Origin of the sequence: Thermococcus sibiricus MM 739, assembly GCF_000022545.1 — an archaeon.
Classification (GTDB): domain Archaea; phylum Methanobacteriota_B; class Thermococci; order Thermococcales; family Thermococcaceae; genus Thermococcus_A; species Thermococcus_A sibiricus.
The window spans coordinates 1,295,409-1,317,506 of record NC_012883.1 but is presented as its reverse complement, the minus strand read 5'-3'; the positions used below and the strand labels follow the sequence as shown (position 1 = coordinate 1,317,506).

Below are 22,098 nucleotides of genomic sequence, written 5' to 3'. Positions count from 1 at the left end.
AAAGGTGATGCGGATGGCAAAAGAAATTTATACCAAATATAAGATGGCAAAGTATCTCCGAAAGGAGGCTCTTCCTACTGCTCTTTGTCCTGGATGTGGAGGAGGAACTGTATTAAATGCCTTTGCAAATGTTATTGATCAACTTGGAATTGATCCACGGGATTTAGTGGTTGTGAGTGGAATTGGTTGTTCGGCATGGATAGCTTCTCCTTACTTTTTGGCAGACACTTTGCACACGACTCATGGAAGAGCAATAGCTTATGCAACAGGAGTTAAGGTGGGTTTACCTGATAAGAAGGTAGTGGTGATAAGTGGAGATGGGGATCTGGCGGGAATTGGTGGGAATCATTTAATCCACGCGGCCAGAAGGAACATTGATATTACCGTAATTCTTGTCAATAATTTCATTTATGGTATGACTGGCGGTCAAGTGGCCCCAACAACACCATTTGGTGCCATTACAACCACCTCACCATATAGGAATGTTGAGCATCCTTTGAATATATCGGAGACTGTGGCCTCTGCTGGAGCATCTTATGTAGCAAGGTGGACAACTTTCCATGTTTATCCGTTAATTGAAAGCATAAAAAGGGCCCTGAGTGTGAAGGGTTTTGCATTGGTTGAAGCTATTTCTCAATGTCCCGTGCAGTTTGGAAGAAGAAACAGGATGAAGACACCAACAGAAATGCTTAGATGGTTCCAGAAGAATAGTATTCCCATAAGTAAAGCAAGGAACATGTCTCCAGATGAGCTCCAAGGAAAAATTGTGGTTGGAGAATTAGTGAATAGAGAAAAACCAGAATTTACAGAAGAACTTAATTCTCTTATTGAGGAAGTGAGCAAACATTATGGGTTGGGTGATAATGATGCAGATTAGACTGGCTGGATTTGGTGGTCAAGGGGTAATTTTGGCAGGAGTTATATTGGGGGATGCAGCAGCTATAGAAGGCCTCAATGTTGTCCAGACACAAGATTATGGATCTCAAAGTAGAGGAGGTCATTCCATTGCTGATTTGATAATTTCAAAGGATCCCATTTATGATTTAATTGTGACGAAGGCTGATGTTCTACTTGCCCTTGCCCAACTTGGGTATGAATCCACAAAGGAGTCACTTAAAGAAGGTGGCCTTTTAATAGTTGACACAGGATTGGTGCAACCTGATAAAGAGTTTACAGGTGCTCCATTCACTAGAATTGCTGAGGAAAAAGTAGGCTTGGCTTTAACTGTTAACATGGTTGCACTTGGATATCTAGTTGCAAAAACAAATGTTGTGAAGAAAGAAAGTGTTGAAAAGGCAATAAGAAGAAGAGTTCCAAAGGGAACTGAGGAGATTAACCTAAAGGCATTTAGAACAGGGTATGAGGAGGGAATGAAATGAAATACCATTTCCAGTGGGAGCGGTAGATTTTATTCAAGGGGATGAAGCCATAGCAAGGGCCGCAATTTTAGCAGGATGTAGATTTTATGCGGGATATCCAATAACCCCTGCAAGTGAGATTTTTGAGGCCATGTCTGTTTACATGCCCCTTGTAGATGGAGTGAACATCCAGATGGAGGATGAGATTGGGAGTATTGCAGCTGTTATAGGAGCTTCTTGGACAGGTGCTAAATCAATGACAGCCACTTCTGGACCGGGGTTTAGTTTAATGATGGAAAATCTTGGTTATGCAATAATGACTGAAACTCCTTTGGTTCTAGTTAATGTCCAGAGAAGTGGCCCTTCTACAGGCCAACCAACTCTGGCCGCTCAAGGTGATCTAATGCAAGCGATATGGGGAACGCATGGCGATCACAGCTTGATAGTGTTGACTCCTGCCACAGTTCAAGAGGCATTTGATATGACAATAAAGGCATTTAATCTCGCTGAAAAGTACAGAACTCCTGTTATACTCTTGACCGATGCTGAAGTAGGACACATGAGAGAAAGGGTTTATGCTCCACATCCAGATGAGCTTGAACTTATTTATAGGAAGCTTCCTGCAAATGAAGAGGAAGCAAAGTATCCGTTTGGAGATGTACATGGAGATTTAATTCCTCCGATGCCTGTCTTCGGAAAGGGCCATCATACGTATGTTACAGGCCTGACACACGATGAAAAGGGGAGGCCTCAAACAGTGCAAAGTGAGATTCATGAGAAGCTGATAAAGCGGATAGTCGAGAAAATAGAGAAGAATAAAAAAGATATCGTTGATTATGAGGCTTATGAGCTTGAAGATGCTGAGATTGCCATTATTAGTTTTGGAATAGTGGCAAGATCTGCAATGAGAGCTGTTAAGGAGTTACGTAAGAAAGGGATCAAAGCAGGACTCCTTAAGTTCAATGTCGTGTGGCCCTTTGATTTTGAGCTCATAGAAAGAATAGCAGAGGGGGTTGAGAAGATCTATGTAGTCGAGATGAACTTAGGCCAGTTGTATCATATGGTAAAAGAGGGTGCTAACGGGAAAGCTCCGGTGGAGTTAATTTCCAAGATAGGTGGCGAAGTACATACTCCAAAAGAGATAATAGAGAGAATTAAGGATGATTTGAGGTGAGAATAATGTATCTAAAGTCAAGCTATGAAATTAGGGATAAATATCTCCGAAAAGACATGCTCCCCACAATATTCTGTCCTGGTTGTGGTATAGGTGCTGTTTTGCAATACACTCTCAGGGCTATTGATGATCTTGGATTAAATCAAGATGAAGTGGTGTGGGTAAGCGGTATTGGATGTTCATCAAGAGTTCCAGGTTATGTTAACTTTGATGGCTTACACACTACTCATGGAAGGGCCTTGGCATTTGCGACAGGAATAAAAATGGCAAATCCAGATCTTAAAGTCATAGCTTTCATGGGAGATGGTGATGCAGCCGCAATTGGTGGAAATCATTTGATTCATGCTATAAGAAGGAATCTTGACATTACAGTGATTTTAATTAACAACTTTACTTATGGAATGACGGGTGGGCAAGTAGCACCAACTACTCCAAAGGGCCTCAGAGGAACTACAGCTCCATATGGAAGTTTTGAAAATCCATTTGATATTGCAGAACTTGCTGTTGTTGCCGGTGCTAACTATGTAGCTAGATGGAGCGTTTTCAATTATCTCCAAGGAATAAACAGTATAAAGAAAGCCCTCCAGAAGGAGGGTTTTACTTTGGTTGAATTTCTCTCTCCATGCCCAATAAGTTTCGGAAGAAGAAATAAGCTCAAAACCGCTCCTGAATTGATAAAGTGGTATCAAAAACTCTCAGTTCCCATAAATAAAGCAAAGGAAATGTCTCCGGAAGAACTCGAGGGCAAAGTGATTATCGGGGAGTTCATTGACAGAGATAGACCAAGTTTGGTTAAAGAATATGAAGCATACAAGAAAAGGGCTAAAACGGCTATGGGGTGGGAAGAATGAGAAAGGAAGTCCTTATAGGGGGCTTCGGTGGTCAAGGAGTTATCCTTTCGAGTGTCATTCTGGGAAGAGCAGCTGCAGTTTATGAGGGTCTATATTCAGTTCAAACTCAGTCATATGGCCCAGAATCAAGGGGAGGAGCAAGTAAGGCTGAAGTTATTATAAGTGACGATTTGATAGATTACCCTAAGGCATTAAACCCAGATTATGCTATTTTACTCTCCCAGCAGGCCTATGAGAAATATCTCTCACTAGTTAAAGAGGGGGGCATAGTTATAGTAGAGAAGGATCTAATCCCCAATAGGAATGAAGAACTTGAGAAGAACTTTAAGGTTTATGTACTCCCTTTCACCAAGCTAGCTGAGGAGAGTACAGGACTTAGTCTAACGATGAATATCCTCACTCTTGGATTTTTAGTTAGACTGACTGGAATAGTAAGTGAGGAGGCCATAGAGAAGGCCGTTCTTGATTCAATTCCCAAGGGAACGGAACATCTTAATTTAAAGGCCCTTAAAAAGGGTTTTGAACTTGGAGAAAAAGCTCTCAAAGGAGAGCTTTAGTTTTATTTCATTTTTCAAAAAGAAAAATAAAAAATCAAGCTGAGGAATATTTCTTTTGGATGTATTCGTGTATGGACTTTGCAGCTTTTTTTCCATCCCCCATTGCTAGGATGACAGTTGCTTCTCCTCTAATTGCATCTCCCCCCGCAAATACACCAGAAATGCTTGTCATGAGCCTTTCATCAACAACAAGAGTTCCGTTGGGATTGGTTTTTAAGCCAGTTGCTTCTTCGCTTATTACCTTGTTTGGCTCTAGTCCTATTGCTATAACTACTGTGTCAGCTTCGAGTAAGATATACTCACCAGTACCCACTATTTTACGCTTTCCTTTAGCGTCTTTCTCTTCAAGGGCTTTCATTTTCTCAAACTTAACTGCCTTTACTTTACCATTCTCATCGCCGATGAATTCGATAGGATTGAGGAAAAACTCAAACTTTACACCTTCTTCCTCTGCATGGTGTATTTCTTCTATTCTTGCCGTCATATCTTCCCTTCCGCGACGGTAGGCTATAATAACCTCACTTCCCATTCTAAGGGCCGAACGGGCTGCATCCATTGCAGTGTTACCAGCGCCAATAACAACGGTTCTTTTCCCTATGGTTAAGGGAGTATCATATTTGGGGAACTCGTATGCTTTCATGAGGTTTATCCTTGTGAGGAACTCGTTTGCCGTATAAATTCCATCTAGAAGAATTCCTGGTATGTTGAGGAGTTTCGGTGTTCCAGCACCAGTCCCAATAAACACTGCATCGTACTCTTCAAGAAGTTCTTCGAGGGTTAGAGTCTTACCAATCACATAGTTGGGTTTTATCTCAACTCCTAATTCTATGAGCTTTGCTATTTCTTTGTCAAGTATTTCTTTTGGAAGCCTGAATTCTGGAATACCATAGATTAAGACTCCTCCTGGCTTGTGAAGGGCTTCGAAAATAGTGACTTTGTAACCCATTTTGGCAAGTTCTCCGGCAGCGGTAAGTCCTGCAGGCCCACTTCCAACCACAGCTACCTTACCCTTCATGTTTTCACCGTTATTTGCAAATTCTTGCAATAACTCTTCGTCTATGTTGTGTTTTCTTGCATAATCTGCGACAAATCTTTCGAGTTTCCCAATGTTAATTGGATCTCCAACTTTCCCCATAACACAGGGTGCTTCACACTGATCTTCTTGAGGGCAAACTCTACCAGTAATAGCAGGTAAAGTGTTATCGTTCCATATTACTCTTAAAGCATTCTTCACAGCTTCATTGGAATTATTGGAATTCTCGCGGAGGGCTTTTATGAATCCCGGGATATTTATATGAACAGGGCATCCTTTGATACATGGCGCGTATTCAGGTGGGCATTGGATACAGCGTTCTGCTTCTTTTATAGCTGAAGCAAAATCATAACCAAGATTCACTTCCACAAAACTTTTTGTTCTCTCTTCTACAGGAACTTCTGGGGTGGGAACACGCTCTTTAATAAGCTCCCTCTTCGCCATTCAGATTACCCCCTTCTCCTTAAGTTTTGCCATATACATCTCTTTTGCAAGCTTTTCCTGCTTTGCAAAGCGGGCGTTTCTCTTTATTGCATCTTCCCAGTCTATCTTGTGTGCATCAAACATTGGGCCGTCTCTACAGGCGAATTTGACTTCTCCATCGTAGAGAACCCTACAGGAACCACACATGCCGGTACCGTCGACCATTATCTGTCTTACTGTAACTATGGTGGGAATTCCATAGGGTTTTGTTAGCTCTGCAAGTTTAACCAGACTTCCAAGTTTTCCACCACCAAAAACAATGTCAACCTTGTCTTTTTCTATGAGTTCTTTAAGCACATCGAGGTAGTGGCCCTTTATTCCAATGCTTCCATCTTCTGTGGTAAGGTAGTGTTCATCTGCAACAGATTTTGCGAGATACTTTTCTGGATAGGTATTGGCAGCATTTTCAAAGGTTTGTATCGCTATTGTGTAATTGCCAGCTTCTTTCATAGCTTTTAGAGTGGCATAGCTCTCTGCCTGTGCACAGACTGCATCTGAGACGAAAACTACATTTCCGTAGTGTTTTACCTCTATTGGTTTCCCAAGCGGCCCTGTTATACTGAATATTTCATCTCCAACATCAAACTCATACCAGAGCTTGAATGTTGTCACTCCGTGCCTTCTAATGAACATGCCTATTTTTCCATCCTCTGCGTGGTAGACAGACATTGGTACTCTTTCGCCTTTCTCATCTGCAATTAAAACCACAAATTGGCCCACTTTCCATGAATGGGCTATATGTGGGGCCTCCACTTCCATAAAAAAATCAATGGCACTTAAGTTTTCTTTTTTCGTTATCCTGTAACCCATAACGCACCACCGTGTACACATGTTTAAGTTTGTACACTTTTGGTTACTAACTTTGGGTTTATAACTCTTTTTTAAACTGGAGGTTAATAACTGAAAATATTTTCAATTATTTTCTGGAAATCAGGTCAGTTTGAAGAAGTCTTCTCGGCATGTTCCCGACGCAATGCTTATTTAGAGGAGAATCTATATTCTTCTTTGATATGTTGATAAACAAAACAAAGGGAAAAGTGTGGACCGGAAGAGTTAAAATTGCAGATACTTTCTTTAAGAGATTCAGGGGGTTAATGTTAACTCCCAATGTAAATTATGCTCTTGTGTTCATTTTACCTTCAGAAACAAGGCTAAATGCATCCATTCACATGTTCTTTATGCTTCAGAGTATAGATGTTATCTTTTTGGACTCTTCTAGGGAAGTAGTTGATCTGAAAAGGGCTCGGCCTTGGAGGTTTTATGTTCCAAAAGGAGGGGCCAAATATATCATTGAGACTCCTGTGGGTGTTATAGACTATTTAAATGCTGAAATCGGTGACGAAATAGACTGGGAAGTGGAGGAAGAAAGAAGCGCAATCCCCTCACCAGTTGAAGCATTGAACAAAATAGGTATAAAAAACTCAAATGGAACTATAAGTCTTGCAGAACCCAAGCCGAAGCTTAAAGGGGAATAATATGCTCAATGACATCATCAAGTGCATAAAAAACAAAATTGAAAAGAATGAAAAGCTTAAGGATGAACTTTATTCCCTGGTTCTATATGGCTCAGCTGTGAGAGGAGATTTTATTAAAGGTGTGAGCGATCTGGACTTTTTTGCTGTTGTGAAAACGGAGGATAAAATTTTGCCTTCCCTAAAGGAGATTTTAGAGAAGTGTACTAAAGATATAGACGCAGTTGAAGTTGATGTAGCATGGGAATTTCTTAAAAATTTGGATGGCCTTTTCAATAAAGGAGTTCCCTTCAAGTTCTTAACGGTTTATCAGGAGGATTTCATAAAGAACCATGTGGTTATCTATGGAGAGGATATAGCAAAAATTCTCCCAAAATATAAGTTTGAAGACCTCATTGAATGGAGGGTCAAGAGACTTCTTATGCTAAGTGATACCAACAGAGGAAATCTAAAAATGCTCCATATAATTGCAGGAGAAGTCGCTAGACTGCTTGCCCTTATTAATGGTGCAAAAAGTCTAAAAAAAGAAGATATTCTCGAGACACTTCGCACTCTTGGGAATGAAGATGCACTTTCTATCTATACCTCCTATCTTAACAAGAGGAGCATGCTGTTTGACGAGGATTCCCTGAGAAAGTTTATTACCATAAGATGCGACGAAATCTTGAGAATGTTGGAGAATCCTAAAACACACTAAAATCAATAGCAATGTTAAATTGGTACGGAGCATAGGGCCTTACTTTTCTCTTTTCGAGAACTTTGACATTTTTTCCAAGTTCTTCTGCGACTTTTTCTATCTTTTCCAAGTGCTCCTCAAAAAGGTTTTCTTCGTGGGAAAATCCATAGTAATGGATAACCCCACCTTTTCTAACGCTTATCATCGCTTCCTTTAAGAATTCGTGGGCAAACTTGGGGAGGTTCATTATTACGCGGTCGGCCTTTACTTGACCAGCTACTTTTCTCACGTCTCCGAGGATCGGGATAAGGTTCTCAACTTTGTTTAGCTTTTTATTTTCTTCTAAATATCTTATAGCTATGGGGTTTACATCGCATGCAAAAACCATCTTTACTTTCTTTGCGAGGAGAATTGAATACGGACCAACTCCAGCAAACATGTCAAATACAACTTCTCCCTCTTTAGCTCTCTCGAAAACTCTCATTCTCTCGGTTGCAAGCCTTGGTGAAAAGTAAACCTTTGCGACATCAAGCTTTAGTCTTATCCCGTTCTCTCTATGTATGGCCTCGGTTCTGTTCTCACCGGCAAGATGAAGGAGTTCTCTCACCCTATATTCCCCTGAAACCTTGCTTCCTTTTGCAAAAACAGCTTTTATATGTTTATGGACTTTTAGTATTGCTTTTCCAATGTTCTTTCCATGAGATATAAGCTCTTCTGGAAGCTCTATTATGGCAATGTCTCCTATTATATCAAATGATGAAGGGAGGAGTGGTTGGAGCTCAGAAGGAATATTCACAACTTCTCTATAGCTGTGGGGTCGTTTTGTGGCTTTTTCAAAGGTAGTCTCAATTATTTCAAATCCTTTTATTCTCTCTTTTATTGGGAAGATTACGAAGTCATTCTGATGTTTGATCTTAAAGTTGACATCGAGCAAATTAAGTTCTAAAAGCTGTTTTCTTATTTTTTCAGCTTCTTTTTTTGGAACTTTTATTCCTAACATTTTCCCCACTATTACCTATTACCTCTGCTTAAAAGACTTTTGAGCGAAAACTTTTTAAATGCATCTGGACGTTAGCATATTGGACGCCCCGGTGGTGTAGCCCGGTCAAACATGCGGGCCTTTCGAGCCCGCGCCCCGGGTTCAAATCCCGGCCGGGGCACCAAAATCATTTTCCTTGTTCTATCATGTTCATGTTATTCTTGGAAAATAAGTTAAGCTTTTAAGGAACAATTTGGATAAATAATCCAGTGGGAACATGAAAAAACTTATACCTCTCCTGACCTCGTCCATCCTTTTAATCCTTTTAGGTATAGCTGTAGGGCCTGTTAAAATATCTCTAAGCGATATACTGGCCTCATTTAGTTTAGAAAATATTAAAATTGCATTTTCAAGGCCCAATATGCTCAAGGGGAATGCTTATATCATTCTTCAGATAAGGCTACCAAGAATTATACTGGCTTATCTTGTAGGGGTAAGTTTGGCCTCTGCAGGAACAGCCTCTCAGGCCTTATTTAAAAACCCTCTTGCAGATCCTTATATAATTGGAATAAGTGGTGGTGCTGCAGTAGGAGCATCTTTAGCGGCCTTATACTTTCCTCAATACATGAGTATCTTCGCCTTATTTGGTGCAGTTTTAGCTGTTTTCACTGTTTATAAAATTGCGAAAGTCAATGGCCATATCCCGGTGGATACTTTGCTTTTAGCTGGAATTGCACTTGGTTTCTTTACAAGTGCTCTAACATCTTATCTTCTTTATGTAAGAAAAGAAGCCATTCATAATGCTATTTTTTGGCTTATGGGAACCTTTAATGGAAGTGAATGGGATGATGTAAAATTAGTGTTATTTTCTTCAATTTTAGGGGTCTTTTTCCTATTTTTTACTTGGAAGGAGCTTAATCTGCTTTTATTGGGGGAGGAGAGTGTCTCAATGGGGCTGGACATTAATCTATACCGAAAGCTTATTATTGGGGTTATCTCACTCCTTACTTCCTTTGCTGTTGCTACAAGTGGAATAATTGGTTTTGTAGGATTGATAAGCCCACATGCTATGAGAATATTGTTTGGCCCCAATCATAAGAGATTACTCCCAGCTTCCGCTCTCTTTGGGGGCAGTTTAATGGTCTTTGCAGATATTCTTGCGAGAGTTCTCCTCAGGCCAAGTGAAATTCCTGTGGGCATAATAACTGCCCTTTTTGGGGCTCCATTTTTTATTTATCTCTTGATGAAGAAGAAAAGGGGTGAGCTCCTTGGTTAGACTTGAAGTCAGGGTGTCTTTTTCATATGACCAGAAGGAAGTGCTGAAAAATGTTTCATTCTCGGCTAAGGAAGGGGATCTCTTAGCAATTGTTGGTCCTAATGGGGCGGGGAAATCCACACTTCTCAAGTGTCTGGTTGGAATGTTAAAACCTAAAGGTTATGCGAAATTAAATGGTATTAACCTACTTAATCTGAAACCTAAAGAGAGGGCTAAGTATATTTCTTATGTCCCTCAAAGCTCCTACCCAGAGTTCGCATTTACGGTTGAAGAGTTTGTTGAACTTGGGAGCTATGCTACAGGAGGGAGTGTTGAAGATGCCTTGAAAACAGTGGGGATGTGGGAAAGGAAACATGAGCTCGTAACAAAGTTAAGTGGTGGGGAGTATCAGCTGGTTTTGGTTGCAAGAGCACTGGCCCAGGGAAGTAATGTAATGTTGCTTGATGAACCTACTTCCCATCTGGACATTAACCATGCACTTCGGATAATGAATCTTCTAAAAACTCTTAAAAAGGAGAAAATTGTTGTAACTGTCATGCATGATTTGAATTTGGCTCTGAACTATGCAGATAATCTTTTGATTCTTGATAAGGGCGAGGTTCGCTGGATTGGCAGACCTTCTGAATTAACCCCAGAGATCTTGGAGGAAGTTTATGAGATAAAAGCAAAAATAACAGAAGTGGATAGTCTTAAAATTATAACGGCGATCGAATAATGGGTGTTTCAAATCTTCCAGTGCGTTCTTAAATTTTCAATGATTTCTTGCCTTATTTGTTCTCTATTTTCAGGGGTGAGGACGTAAACTCTTCCTAGGGTTTTGAATTTATCTACGTATCTTCTATGAACCGTAGCTAAAAGTACTTTTTCGCTTTTGATTACTTCATCAATGCTCTTTGCAAATTCCCTGCTTTTGTACTCCATGGCCCCAATTTCGTCTATGATTATTACATCAGCATTTTCAACGGCCCTTCTTATTGCTGAGACAGCTATGTTGTTTATGTCTTTGAGATTAACCACGTATTTTCCAACCCTTGGGTATCCATTTCCAGCCCATGCGAGAATGCCTTCTTCTCCCGTATCGAGAGCTTTAATTTTAAAACCTACTCTTTTCCCCTTTTCTCTAATTTCTTGGGTTACAAAGCCGCCAACTTTTAAATCGTGATTTTTAAGCTCTTTTGTGACCTTTAATATAATGGTTGTCTTGCCAACTCCAGGTAGACCTGTGATAAAAATTTTCATGATGCTCCCTACACTTTTTTAGAGGAAGATTTAATAAATTCTTCTGAAGATAATTACCATCACGAAATCTTGAGGTGGGCAAGAATGGGGATAAAATACAAACCAGAGGAACTTACAAAACTCCCAAGAAGCGTTGAATTTAGAGAAGGGAAAGTGTATCTTATTGATCAGCTTTTGCTTCCTAGAGAATTCAAAGTAATAGCATTGGAAAAAGTTGAAGATGTTGCCAGAGCAATAAAAACCCTTCAAGTTCGTGGTGCTCCAGCTATAGGTGCAACAGCAGCCTATGGATTGGCTTTACTTGCAGAAAAGAGTAATGCAAAGACAAAGGAAAAGTTTTTCGATGAGTTTTACAAAGCGTTTGAAATCCTTAAAAATACCAGACCAACTGCAGTTAACCTCTTCTGGGCCCTTAATAGGGTTAAACGTCTTTTAGAGGAGCATAAGGAGAATAATCTTGACACAATAAAGAAGCTGATTATTGAAGAGGCCCACAAGATAGCAGATGAAGATGTTGAGGCGAACCTTAGAATGGGCCATTATGGAGCCGAGATTCTCCCTGAAGGGAACGTTTTAACACATTGCAATGCAGGTAGCTTAGCCACGGTGCATCTTGGCACAGTTGGAGCGGCTTTAAGAGTGATGCATAGAGAGGGAAAGCTCAAACTTCTATGGGTTGATGAAACAAGGCCTGTTCTTCAAGGTGCCCGCTTATCTGCTTGGGAATATCACTATGATGGAATTCCACTAAAGCTAATAAGCGATAATATGGCGGGGTTTGTCATGCAACAAGGAAAGGTGGATGCGATAATCGTTGGTGCGGATAGAATAGTCGCCAATGGTGATTTTGCCAACAAAATAGGGACCTATTCTCTGGCTGTGCTTGCAAAGGAACATAAAATCCCGTTTTTCACAATTGCACCAATTTCCACAGTTGATATGAACCTTAAGAGCGGAAAGGAGATTCCAATTGAGGAAAGGCCAAAAGAGGAAGTACTAACCTGTGGAGGATGCAAAATAGCCCCAGATGTTGATGTTTATAACCCTGCCTTTGATGTAACACCCCATAAGTATCTAACGGCAATAATTACTGACAGAGGAGTAGTGTACCCACCGTTTGAAAGGAATTTAAAGAAGATTTTTGAATAATGAGTTGCCCAAGAAGAGTTAAATATCCTCATTCCTTATTTTTTCTGGTGATGCTCATGAGGTTTTTCAGTTTAAAGACGAGGATAATTATGGGAGAGGGAAGCTTAAGATACGTAGAAAGCGTGGCTAGGAATTATGAAAGAGTCATGGTACTTTCAAGTAAATCTATGCGTATTCACGGGTTTTTGAATGAGGTTATGGACTATGCAGAAGAGGCCGGTGCGGAAGTGGATGCTATAGAGGGTTTACCAGCTGAACCAGCTTATGAAGATGTAGAAGAGATCCTTCCAAGGATTAGGGAGTTCTCTCCTGACTTACTTATTGCCCTTGGCGGTGGCAGTGTAATAGATATAACAAAGGCTATAAAGGTGTTTTATGAAGTGCCTGATTTGAGGTTTGAGGAAGTAGCTTTTCTTGATAGATTCACAAAACCAGTTAGAATTATCCCTAAACTTAAGACCCCTTTGATAACTATACCCTCCACAAGTGGGGCTGGAAGTGAAGTTTCTGCAGCTAGCGTGCTCAAAAAAGATGGAGCAAAATATAACCTTGTTTCCTACGAAATTGCTCCAGAGTATGCAATTCTTGATCCAAGGTTACCAAGAACGATGTCAGAAAAGATTGCCAGAAATAGTGGCTTAGATGTTTTGGTGCATGGTATAGAGGCCTATACGACGAAAGTGGCAACTCCTTTTAGTGATGCTATGGCATTGGGGGCTATAAAAACAGTCTTTAAATGGCTTCCTTTGTCAGTTAAGGGTGATGGGAAAGCAAGGGAAAAGATTCATTATGCTGCAACTATGGCAGGAATAGCGTTTCTAAATGCTCGCCTTGGAATATGCCACAGTTTAAGTCATAAAGCCGCTTGGATAGGGCCACATGGCTTGCTTAATGCAATATTTCTGCCCTATGTAATACATTTTAACATGAAGGATGAAGGTACAAGAAAGAAATATACCAAGATAGCCAGAGAAATAGGGTTTAATACATCTGAAGAGCTTCTTGAAGTCATTAAAGAGTTCAATGAAATGCTTGGAGTTCCAAAGCTTAATGAGCTTGTTGGTGAAGAAACATTCCTTTCAAAGCTCGATGAAATGGCAGAAAAGGCTTATAATGATCCTTTAATTAATTTTAACCCGGTAGAGCCTAGCATTGAAGACATAAAAGAACTGTATAGGAAAGCTTATTATGGCGAGTGATTTTTAAACCCTCTTTCATTTTTTCTATCATGCACTTTCTCCTGAAAAAAGCTATAAAGGAAAAATTTGGAGGGGTTAATGAGCTTCAGATGAAGGCTTTTGAGGAGGTTAGCTCTGGAAAGAGTGTTTTAATAGTGGCTCCTACCGGAAGTGGAAAAACTGAAGCGGCATTGTTGCCGGTTTTTAATGCAATCTTAGAAGATGGCCTAAAACCAATTTCTGCCCTTTACATAGCTCCTTTAAAGGCCCTTAATAGGGATCTTTTAGATAGATTGCTCTGGTGGGGAGAAAAGTTAAACCTTAATGTGGAGGTTAGACATGGGGATACTTCTGCATATAGGAAAGCCCAACAGGTAAAAAAACCTCCACATGTTCTCATTATCACTCCTGAAACTCTTGGAATCATTCTTACAATGAAATCTCTCCGTAAGGCAATTTCAAATGTTAAATTTGTGGTGGTTGATGAGATAGTTGAGCTCGTTGATAACAAAAGAGGAGCACAACTCAGTTTAGCACTTGAGAGACTTGCCGAAATTGCGGAATTTCAAAGAGTCGGCCTTTCTGCAACTGTGGGAAATGAGGAAGAGATTAAGACGTGGCTTAAGGTTGATGTAGTAGTTAGACCACCGATAGAAAAAGGATATAAAGTTAATGTCCTCTTTCCTCAGCCGGATGAAAGGGACATTGAGCTCTCTAGGAAATTAAGCGTGCCTTTAGACGTTGCCACCCGTTTACGGGTTTTGTGGGAAATAATTGAAAAGTATGAACGGGCCTTAGTCTTCACAAATACCAGACAATTTGCTGAAATCTTGGCCCATCGTTTTAAAGCTTGGGGAAAACCGGTTGAAGTTCATCATGGAAGTCTCTCCAAGGAGGCCAGAGTTCAAGCTGAGAAAGCACTCAAAGAAGGGAGTATTAAGGCTTTGGTTTGTACTTCTTCGATGGAACTTGGGATAGATATAGGTGACGTGGATGTTGTTATCCAGTATATGAGCCCAAGACAGGTTAATCGACTTATCCAGAGAATCGGGCGTTCAAAACATAGGGTCGGAGAGGTTAGTGAGGGTTATATCATTACTACCAATGTAGAAGATTATTTAGAAAGCTTGATTATCGCTAAAAGGGCTTTGGAAGGTAAACTTGAGGCAGTAAAGCCATATAAGAATGCCCTTGATGTTTTGGGTCATTTTATAGTTGGGCTTTTAATGGAACACAGAAGACTGCCAAAGGAGGTTCCATTTGAGATTGCTAAGAGAGCATATCCCTATAGAGACTTAACATGGGAAGATTACGGGACAGTTCTCCACATGTTAAGTGATGCAAACTTAATTGGTTATGATGAAGATAGTGGCCTTTTATACCTGAGAAGAGGAGCGTATCAGTACTACTATGAAAACCTTTCCACGATTCCCGATGAGATTAGCTACCGTGTTTTTGACGTTAAGAGTGGAAGAATTGTTGGTCGTTTAGATGAGAGCTTTGTAATGGATTTAGAAGATGGTATGGAATTTATTATGCACGGAAGAAGCTGGATATTGCTTGGAGTCGATGAGGAATCTAGGCTTCTTAAAGTTAGGGAGAGTAAGAGTTTGCAGAGTGCTGTACCAAGTTGGGAGGGAGAAATGATCCCTGTCCCATTTGAGGTTGCGTTAGAAGTTGGAAAACTCAAACGAGAACTCTTATTTGATTTTAATTCTGCTAAGAGGTCAATCTCACTTGTAGATTTTCGGGAAGAGGATTTAAAACTTATAAAGAATATTCTGGAAAAGCAAAAACCCTTGGGGACTGATAGGGACATAGGTTTAGAATCCGTCCCGAAGGCCTTGATTATTCATGCAGATTTTGGTAATCAAGCTAATGAAGCTATTGGCAGATTTTTAATGGCTTTTTTGGCAGCAAAATATGGAAAAGTCTTTGTAATGAAGGCTCAGGCTCATGCAATAGTTATTCGGACTCCATTTCAGGTTAACCCCAAAGAAGTAAAGGAATATCTTCTCCAGGATCATAGGGTTCTCGAATTTGTCATCTCCAGGGGATTGAGAGGGAGTTCACCTTACAGGTGGAGAATGTTGAATGTTGCAAAGAGAATGGGGGCTCTAAGAAGGGAGGCTAAAATAAGAAAAGTAGAGAGGCTTTTTGAAGGGACAGTTATTGAGAAAGAGACTTTAAATGAACTCTTCCATGATAAAATTGATGTTGAAAGGGCTGAGGAGGTTTTAAGACTTTTGAAGGAGGGTAGAGTCAGGATTAAAGCAGTTCTAAGGAAGGAGCCTTCCCCTCTTGCAGTCATTAATTTGAATATTGGAGGAGAATTTCTTGTAGGAGGAGAACTCGAGAAAGATGAGATTCTTATGTTATTTAAAGAGCGCCTTCTAAATACTGAAGTTGCTTTAATATGCACAAACTGTGGGTGGAAAAGCACTACAAGGGTCTCACGCTTAAAGAATAGGCTTGAACATTTACAATGTCCAAAGTGCTCCTCTCTTATGGTCACGGTGGCCCATCCAATAGATGCTGAGTTATTTGTTTCAGCGTTGAAGAAACTCAACAGAAAAGAGGGTCTTGAAAAAGAGGAGGAGAGCGCATATAGAAGGTTGATAAAGGCTAGTGATCTCCTTAAGGTTTATGGATTTGATGCGGTTTTGGCACTTGCGAGTTATGGTGTAGGACCCGATACTGCTGCAAGGATTCTAAGTCAGTATAAGGGGGAAGCTCTTCTTGTTGCACTGCTTGAGGCCGAAAGAAGATACATAAGAACAAGAAAGTTTTGGAAGGAATGATTATTCGTTCAAGAAGTCGCTTAAAATTTGAAGGAATTCACTTGGTTTTTCTTCATGGGGTAAATGACCACATTCTTCCATTATCGCCAGCTGAGAGTTTGGAATAATTTGGTGTAGTTTTTTTCCACTTTCTAGAGGTACTATCTTATCTTGCCTGCAGTGGACTATCAGAGTAGGAATATTTAGATTTTTGAGTTCTTCCGTTATATTGGGGTATTCTCCATATTTAGTTACCCAAAAAAGGCCTTTATCCCAGTCTTTGGCCTTTAAAGGCCTCTTATATCCTTCCCAAACTTCTTCAGTTAGTTTGCTCTGGTTATACCACGCATTCTCAAGGATTCCTTCTAACCTGCCAACTGAAAAACGAAGTATTAGTGGAAAATACTTCTCAGTCCATGGAAGAGAGAAAATGAGTTTTTGAAAAGTGCTTTGGTTTCTTGATCCCCATGCAGGGGCCACTAAAATCAATTTTTCAACTCTTTCAGGGGCTTTAATCGAAACTAAGAGTGCTACCCCCGCACCTGCAGAATGGCCAACTAAGGTGGCCTTTTCCATTCCAAATTCATCCATTAGTTTTAAAGTCAACTCTGCAGCTCCTTCAGGAGAGTAAGGGTTACATAGTAGCCCTTTAGGATTTTTTCTTTCCGTGAGTCCAAAACCGGGCCTGTCAAAAGCAACAACTCTCTCACTTAAATTGCCCTCGAGCAGATATCTCCAGGAAAATGTGCTGGCCCCAAAGCCGTGTAAAAGCAGTAAATTCCCCTCACCTGGTTTTTCTACATAATGAACCTTTAACCCACACACTTTAATGAATTTGCTCTCTGGAAGAGCTATATATTCTACATTGTGACCGGTACTAGGTATTGGAATTAAGTAGAGGATTATTAAGAAGAGAAAGACTCCAATAAAAAATTTGTAGAGCCTTTTCATTGTTCTCTAACTCCGGCCGTAGATTTCGTTGATTTTCTTTAGAAATTCACTTGCCTCCACAACATCTCTAACGTCTATCCTCTCGCTTTTTGTGTGAGAAATATCAAGGTTTCCGGGTCCAAAGACTATTGTTTTTGTCCCATTGTACATAAAGTTGATAGCATCTGTCCAGCTCCGCATTCCTCCGAAATCTTCAATTCCGACTTCATCCATCGCCTTTTTCGCAAGTTGGACAATTTCTTCATCTTCATCAAGTTCATAACCGTCCCATATCTCAGTATATTCATATTTAAGTGTATATTCTTCCAGAATAGGCTCTATAAGGTCTAAAATATCTTCAACCTCTTGGGTTGGTAGAAGCCGTGCTTCCAATCTCCCTTTACAGAGAGCAGGAATTAAGTAGTAGGGGTTTTCACATATAAGCTCCTGTAGGCCTATGTAAGCATCAAAATACTTGCCTTTTTGTTTAAATGGTTCTAGGCTCTTAAGTTCTTCTATCATTTTATAAGTTTGATCGATGGCATTTATACCGCTTTCAGGACAGGCCCCATGGGCCTCTTTTCCATCAACTTCAAAATATGCTTCTATGTTTCCAGCATGGGCTATGTGCACTTCGAGATCAGTGGGTTCTATTACGATAGCCATCTTTGGCTTATAGCGCTCCATGAATAATGCTGAACCCATTCCTCCCTTTTCTTCGTCGCTCACAAATACAACACCAACATTAAGGTTTTGGTTTCCTCTCTTGAGGCTCTCCATCATGAGAAGTACACTTGCTAGGCCTCCTTTAACATCACTAGCACCGGTTCCATAAACTATATTGCCTCTAACAAAAGGCTCGGCCCTTATATCTATCGTATCCATGTGCACTTCAAAAAAAAGATCAGCTTCTGGATTCACAACAAGGTCAATTACTCGTCCATCACTCTCTATATGGACTTCATAGTCAAGTTTATGAAGGAATTCCATTATATGTAAGGCAAGGCGATCTTCATGATCTGAGGGAGAGGGAATTTTTAATAAATCTACCAAGATTTCTTTTGCCCGTTCGGCTTTCATTTGGGTCACCTAAGTGAGATAGGATTTTCTTACTTATAAACACTTTGGGTTGAGGAAAAGTTCACAAAGCTCGTATAATATTAGATAACAAAAAGAGAAATATAAACAAAAACCAAAACTCCTAGATCACTTTTTCACAAGCCGGTATATCTTAACAGAGACTGTGTACTCTTCATTTGGATTTGGTGCGTTGTATTGAATGCGGACCCTAAAAGGAGTTTCTGAACTGTATATAACGTTATCGCCTTCAAATTCTGTCACAACTTCGTCCGTATCGGCTTTGAGTATTTGCATGCCTTCAACAACTCCCGAGCTTTCTGCTGTTATAAGGTATTTTCCTGGAGGTATTACATCGGAAGTATAGTAAACTGGGCCCGTAACTGTCTCGCTCAGCTCTACGATCAGTTCTTTCTCGTGAGTTGCCAGCGTGTAGTAGTAAGTCCCAAATACAAATGCAATTCCCACGACTAGAAGAACAAAGAATCCTACTATGAGCTTCTTTATTAATCCCATCATTTTTCACCTCCTTTTAATTTGTTTAAATGTGCCAATCTAAAATTGAAACAACACAACTTTTCCATTATTCCACCACCGTTCATCCAAGTGTCCTGTATCTCAGGGTTACTTTGTGATCACATTCCCCTATCTTCTCGTGGGTCACTACAACAAAAGCCGTGTACGAGCCGTCAGAGTTCCTGTTTATATAAACGTACCCTATTTTGATTTCCATTGCATCCTCGTTCGTGTACCCAGAGCTCGGAATATCTTCAACAGTAACATCCTCCAAGCTTATCAGATTGGTTTCAGCATAATTACCCAATATGGCGGGATAGTCCACGCACCAGGGTTCAAGCATTATGTCCCCATCTTCACCTCCAACATCTCCTGTTGAAAAGTCCAACATCATTGCGGTAGGCGTTGAAAGAGTAACTTCATAGATCTCTCCAAAGGTTCCCTCTTTTGGAGGGGAGATTGAAGTTCCTGAGTTTAGGGACGATTCATAGCACGCCTTGGCCTCCAAGTACTTTGCATAAGCTTCCTCCTGTTCTTCCTGCGAGGCATTTGAGCCCATCAGGGAGGTAACATTGTTGTATGCCTGTACAAAGAGTTCGTAGGCTTCTTCTTGACTTGGTGGGCACGTAAAGCTCTCACTCGTGTTTTCAGGTGGTACTATGTTTGCACCGCCTTCAAACTCATCGAAAATTCCGTCGAAGTCATAGTCATGCAAATCAGGGGTTCCATCGTAATCCACGTCCTTCTCGTCTATAACTCCGTCGGAGTTCAAATCCCATGCATCTACCTTGCCATCTCCGTTGGTGTCGTAAACGTCCGGAATGCCGTCCCCGCTTAAGTCCCACGCATAACTTTTGACACCGTTGAAGGCTGTAATCCACGTGTCGGTCTTTCCGTTGTAGTCCTCGTCGAGGTAAGAGGTGTCGAAATCTCCGTCTCCCGTAGTATCGAGATATATCGCGTCTATTACACCGTCTTCGTTCCTGTCCTTGGTTATAATATAGCTCCCGTTGATACTTACCGCCCCAAAACCCGTGCTCACATAGATATCCGGGGCCCCATCCCCGTCCGTATCGCTCCACCCGCTCTCTCCGGAGGCAGTCCCGCCGTTATCGCTGGAAAAGCTTCCCCCGTTGCTTCCGCCTCCGGTGTTATCGGAGAGCTGGCCGGAGGATCCCCCGTTGTTGGTATCGTCTATGATGTCCTTTATCAAGTCGGGGTTTTTGTTGTAGATGTAGTAGAGGCCCCCGAGGATGAGGAGGATCAATAGAAACGCTGTGAATTTACCCATTGTCCTTCACCTCCACGAAGTTCGGTGAGCTCAGCCAGCCGCCGCCTACGCGCCTGAACTTCTTGCCCGTTTCATAGTCCTCGTAAATGCCCGGGGTTGAGGTCTCGTGGAGGACGTAACCGTTCCACGTGAACCACCCCTGGTTTCTCTGCTCTATCTTTTTCCGCAGGTCTATCAGCGCTCCAACCGTTGCATCTGCCATGTTGCCGAAGTAGCCGGTCGGGTCGAGCAGTTTGCCTATCTTTGTTGCTCCGTCGAGAACCACTATGGAAACCCTGGTGTTCTCCGGCAGGTTCATGTTCTGCAGCTCCCTGGCGTGGTCCATCAGCGCCTTGGCGTCGAGTGCAACCAGATAAACCGTCGCGGGCGTTCTGAGCATCTTCACCTTGGCGTTCCCCTTGAACTTCACCGTGTCCCCGACCTTCTCGAAGTTGGAAGCAATGAAGTGCGCCCAGTCGAGGGCCCCACCGGAACCGTACTGCCCGCCGACGAGCCACTGAGGCGGCTCGATGATCCCAGCTATTATCGCGTTGGCAATAGCGCTACTCTCCGCAGCGCTCTGGGCGTTTTTGTAGATGAAGTCTTTCATCTTGATGTCGCGCATTATTGGGTCGTAGCGGTACTTTATCGCTATCTGTCTGAGCTGGTACCTCTTCTCGGGGTCGTCCTTGAAGATCGAGAGGTACGAGTTGATCTTCTGGTTGGCGTAGACCTTCTTCTCCATGTACGCGTTCATCTCGGAGACCATTCTGTCAGGGTCGTCGAGGTAGTCGTCGTGGATTTCATTCAGGTCGTCGAGGTAGACTTCGTAAATTGACCTGTCCTCCGGGTGGAGCTCTATGACTTTGTTGAGGTAGTCAACATGCCTCTTGTAGATGTTCTCGGCAAATTCAAGCTTTTTCTGGAGGATGCACTCCTGACAGCCGAAAATGTCGGGGTCGTCACAGTCAACCAGACCGTCGAGGTCGTTGTCGATGTTGTCCCCGGGAACCTCCTTGGAGACGAAGCCCACCTTCACTGAGTCCGATGCGAGGAGCTTCGTAGAGCCGTTCATCGTGCCGTAGAGGTCGACCCTAACGGTACCACCCTTCACCGTTGGGTCGCTGATCTCTATGATGTCGACTATGCTCCCGCCCATCACGTTCTCCCTCTTCTTCGAGCCGTCTGGCAGGGTAACCACCGCGTAAAGATTCTCGGCACCGCTCCCATCCACGTCCGCCCAAAGGGACATTGTGAAGTAGCCGTCGAAGAGCTGCCTGAGCGTCGCCCCGTCCCGGGGTGATGTTATCCTAACGGAATATCCGCCTTCTGGGGAGGTACTCTCTATATGCTTCAAAACTAAATCAACCACGCTCTTGGTAAGCCTCTCTGCCTTGAGCTTTACAGCTTTGTTACGTTCTTCTAATAGATTCATATACGCCTGGTACTTAGCTTCGTCCACAGCACCCGTACATTCGCTCTCAGAGCAAACCACATATATGTAGCTCTTCTGGGGGTTAGTGAGGATTGAGTCATAGTCATTCCATCCTCCGTATATTCCCACAAAGATAACGTACTTCCCATACGTGTAGAGAGCTTCGTGGTTCGTTGCTGCCCCGAAAATATAGCCGGATCTCGCATGCTTGAGTATAAAGAACATGTAACATGTAGAACTGTTAGAAGTTCCGTATTTCTCAACGTGCTTTGCGATAAATGTACCGTCCACCCACTCATGGTTCGCCATCTCTCCTTCCCAGTGGATCTTCTTGTTTTCATAACAACCACTTATGAGGGTATTTATGGACTTTTTAAACTCTTCTCTAGCTTTTTCAGGGTTTTCGTACTCAAAGATTGCTATTTTTACTTCGGTCGTCTGCGGTTCATACTGATTATTTACTTGGAAAGTTCCCTCAAATGTAACTCCATCAGGAGTTCGGTCAACATCTGTAACCTCAATACCGATTGCATTAAGCTCACTGGGCGTTGGCGCGTAGTCGGGGAGCTCTGAACCCGAAACCATGCCAATGGGAAATGCCGAGGTCAAAAGGATTAATACAACCAGGTAAACCTTACTTTTTCTCATAAAATCCCTCCTCCTTT

Annotated in this window: 21 protein-coding genes and 1 tRNA gene; 13 read left to right on the top strand and 9 right to left on the bottom strand. The window is 41.8% G+C overall.

All coding sequences use genetic code 11. The annotated features are described in order from the left end of the window. Positions 1 to 13 precede the first annotated feature (13 nt). The 5 genes from TSIB_RS07145 to TSIB_RS07125 are packed head-to-tail and all read left to right on the top strand — an operon-like array spanning position 14 to position 3,940. Positions 14 to 877, top strand: a complete 864-nt coding sequence (locus TSIB_RS07145) for a 2-oxoacid:ferredoxin oxidoreductase subunit beta (protein WP_015849738.1) — start codon at positions 14 to 16, stop codon at positions 875 to 877. Beyond that, positions 867 to 1,379, top strand: coding sequence for a 2-oxoacid:ferredoxin oxidoreductase subunit gamma (locus TSIB_RS07140; protein ID WP_015849737.1), 513 nt, complete (start codon positions 867 to 869; stop codon positions 1,377 to 1,379). Before TSIB_RS07145 ends, TSIB_RS07140 begins: the two co-directional genes overlap by 11 nt. Before the next feature lie 13 nt (positions 1,380 to 1,392). After that, positions 1,393 to 2,532, top strand: a complete 1,140-nt coding sequence (locus tag TSIB_RS07135; RefSeq protein ID WP_015849736.1) for a 2-oxoacid:acceptor oxidoreductase subunit alpha — start codon at positions 1,393 to 1,395, stop codon at positions 2,530 to 2,532. Positions 2,533 to 2,537: 5 nt separating this feature from the next. After that, on the top strand, positions 2,538 to 3,383 hold the full coding sequence (locus TSIB_RS07130) for a 2-oxoacid:ferredoxin oxidoreductase subunit beta (protein WP_015849735.1): 846 nt from the start codon (positions 2,538 to 2,540) through the stop codon (positions 3,381 to 3,383). Further along, entirely contained in the window at positions 3,380 to 3,940 is a 561-nt protein-coding gene (locus tag TSIB_RS07125; RefSeq protein WP_015849734.1) for a 2-oxoacid:ferredoxin oxidoreductase subunit gamma, read from the top strand. The genes TSIB_RS07130 and TSIB_RS07125 overlap by 4 nt, the downstream gene beginning before the upstream one ends. Positions 3,941 to 3,974: 34 nt before the next feature. Here the strand turns inward: TSIB_RS07125 and gltA are convergent, their stop codons facing one another. Both gltA and TSIB_RS07115 read right to left on the bottom strand, forming a co-directional pair. After that, complete coding sequence (gltA, locus tag TSIB_RS07120) at positions 3,975 to 5,417, bottom strand: NADPH-dependent glutamate synthase (RefSeq protein ID WP_015849733.1); 1,443 nt, start codon at positions 5,415 to 5,417, stop codon at positions 3,975 to 3,977. After that, positions 5,418 to 6,266, bottom strand: a complete 849-nt coding sequence (locus tag TSIB_RS07115) for a sulfide/dihydroorotate dehydrogenase-like FAD/NAD-binding protein (protein ID WP_015849732.1) — start codon at positions 6,264 to 6,266, stop codon at positions 5,418 to 5,420. A gap of 200 nt (positions 6,267 to 6,466) precedes the next feature. Here TSIB_RS07115 and TSIB_RS07110 point away from each other — a divergent pair, with 200 nt between their 5' ends. Both TSIB_RS07110 and TSIB_RS07105 read left to right on the top strand, forming a co-directional pair. Further along, entirely contained in the window at positions 6,467 to 6,931 is a 465-nt protein-coding gene (locus TSIB_RS07110; RefSeq protein ID WP_015849731.1) for a DUF192 domain-containing protein, read from the top strand. Position 6,932: 1 nt separating this feature from the next. Then, the gene (locus TSIB_RS07105) at positions 6,933 to 7,625 is read left to right on the top strand and encodes a nucleotidyltransferase domain-containing protein (protein ID WP_015849730.1); all 693 of its coding nucleotides are present in this window, start codon (positions 6,933 to 6,935) and stop codon (positions 7,623 to 7,625) included. Here TSIB_RS07105 and trm5b read toward each other — a convergent pair. After that, complete coding sequence (trm5b, locus tag TSIB_RS07100) at positions 7,612 to 8,604, bottom strand: tRNA (guanine(37)-N1)-methyltransferase Trm5b (RefSeq protein ID WP_048160431.1); 993 nt, start codon at positions 8,602 to 8,604, stop codon at positions 7,612 to 7,614. The two genes, TSIB_RS07105 and trm5b, sit on opposite strands and share 14 nt — an antisense overlap. Before the next feature lie 85 nt (positions 8,605 to 8,689). Here trm5b and TSIB_RS07095 point away from each other — a divergent pair. From TSIB_RS07095 to TSIB_RS07085, 3 genes are all read left to right on the top strand, one after another. Next, a tRNA-Glu gene (locus tag TSIB_RS07095) sits at positions 8,690 to 8,767 on the top strand. A gap of 93 nt (positions 8,768 to 8,860) precedes the next feature. Next, positions 8,861 to 9,859, top strand: coding sequence for a FecCD family ABC transporter permease (locus tag TSIB_RS07090; protein WP_015849728.1), 999 nt, complete (start codon positions 8,861 to 8,863; stop codon positions 9,857 to 9,859). Beyond that, complete coding sequence (locus tag TSIB_RS07085) at positions 9,843 to 10,574, top strand: ABC transporter ATP-binding protein (protein ID WP_015849727.1); 732 nt, start codon at positions 9,843 to 9,845, stop codon at positions 10,572 to 10,574. The genes TSIB_RS07090 and TSIB_RS07085 overlap by 17 nt, the downstream gene beginning before the upstream one ends. 8 nt (positions 10,575 to 10,582) lie before the next feature. On the opposite strand, the gene TSIB_RS07080 is transcribed toward TSIB_RS07085, so the two are convergent. Then, the gene (locus tag TSIB_RS07080) at positions 10,583 to 11,098 is read right to left on the bottom strand and encodes an NTPase (protein ID WP_015849726.1); all 516 of its coding nucleotides are present in this window, start codon (positions 11,096 to 11,098) and stop codon (positions 10,583 to 10,585) included. Positions 11,099 to 11,182: 84 nt separating this feature from the next. Between TSIB_RS07080 and mtnA the strand changes: the two genes are divergently transcribed. The 3 genes from mtnA to TSIB_RS07065 are packed head-to-tail and all read left to right on the top strand — an operon-like array spanning position 11,183 to position 16,226. Next, complete coding sequence (gene mtnA / locus TSIB_RS07075) at positions 11,183 to 12,247, top strand: S-methyl-5-thioribose-1-phosphate isomerase (protein ID WP_015849725.1); 1,065 nt, start codon at positions 11,183 to 11,185, stop codon at positions 12,245 to 12,247. 56 nt (positions 12,248 to 12,303) lie between these two features. After that, a complete protein-coding gene (locus tag TSIB_RS07070; protein ID WP_048160429.1) occupies positions 12,304 to 13,446 on the top strand; it encodes an iron-containing alcohol dehydrogenase in 1,143 nt (380 codons plus the stop codon). 29 nt (positions 13,447 to 13,475) lie between these two features. Next, positions 13,476 to 16,226 (top strand): DEAD/DEAH box helicase, encoded by a 2,751-nt coding sequence (locus TSIB_RS07065; RefSeq protein ID WP_015849723.1) that lies wholly within the window; start codon positions 13,476 to 13,478, stop codon positions 16,224 to 16,226. On the opposite strand, the gene TSIB_RS07060 is transcribed toward TSIB_RS07065, so the two are convergent. From TSIB_RS07060 to TSIB_RS07040, 5 genes are all read right to left on the bottom strand, one after another. Next, entirely contained in the window at positions 16,227 to 17,156 is a 930-nt protein-coding gene (locus TSIB_RS07060; protein ID WP_015849722.1) for an alpha/beta fold hydrolase, read from the bottom strand. A 6-nt stretch (positions 17,157 to 17,162) separates the two neighbouring features. Then, a complete protein-coding gene (locus tag TSIB_RS07055) occupies positions 17,163 to 18,215 on the bottom strand; it encodes a M20/M25/M40 family metallo-hydrolase (RefSeq protein WP_015849721.1) in 1,053 nt (350 codons plus the stop codon). A gap of 126 nt (positions 18,216 to 18,341) precedes the next feature. Continuing rightward, on the bottom strand, positions 18,342 to 18,728 hold the full coding sequence (locus TSIB_RS07050; protein ID WP_048160887.1) for a hypothetical protein: 387 nt from the start codon (positions 18,726 to 18,728) through the stop codon (positions 18,342 to 18,344). Positions 18,729 to 18,810: 82 nt separating this feature from the next. Beyond that, the gene (locus TSIB_RS07045) at positions 18,811 to 20,019 is read right to left on the bottom strand and encodes a hypothetical protein (protein ID WP_015849719.1); all 1,209 of its coding nucleotides are present in this window, start codon (positions 20,017 to 20,019) and stop codon (positions 18,811 to 18,813) included. After that, positions 20,012 to 22,081, bottom strand: coding sequence for a hypothetical protein (locus TSIB_RS07040; protein ID WP_015849718.1), 2,070 nt, complete (start codon positions 22,079 to 22,081; stop codon positions 20,012 to 20,014). The genes TSIB_RS07045 and TSIB_RS07040 overlap by 8 nt, the downstream gene beginning before the upstream one ends. Positions 22,082 to 22,098 lie beyond the last annotated feature (17 nt).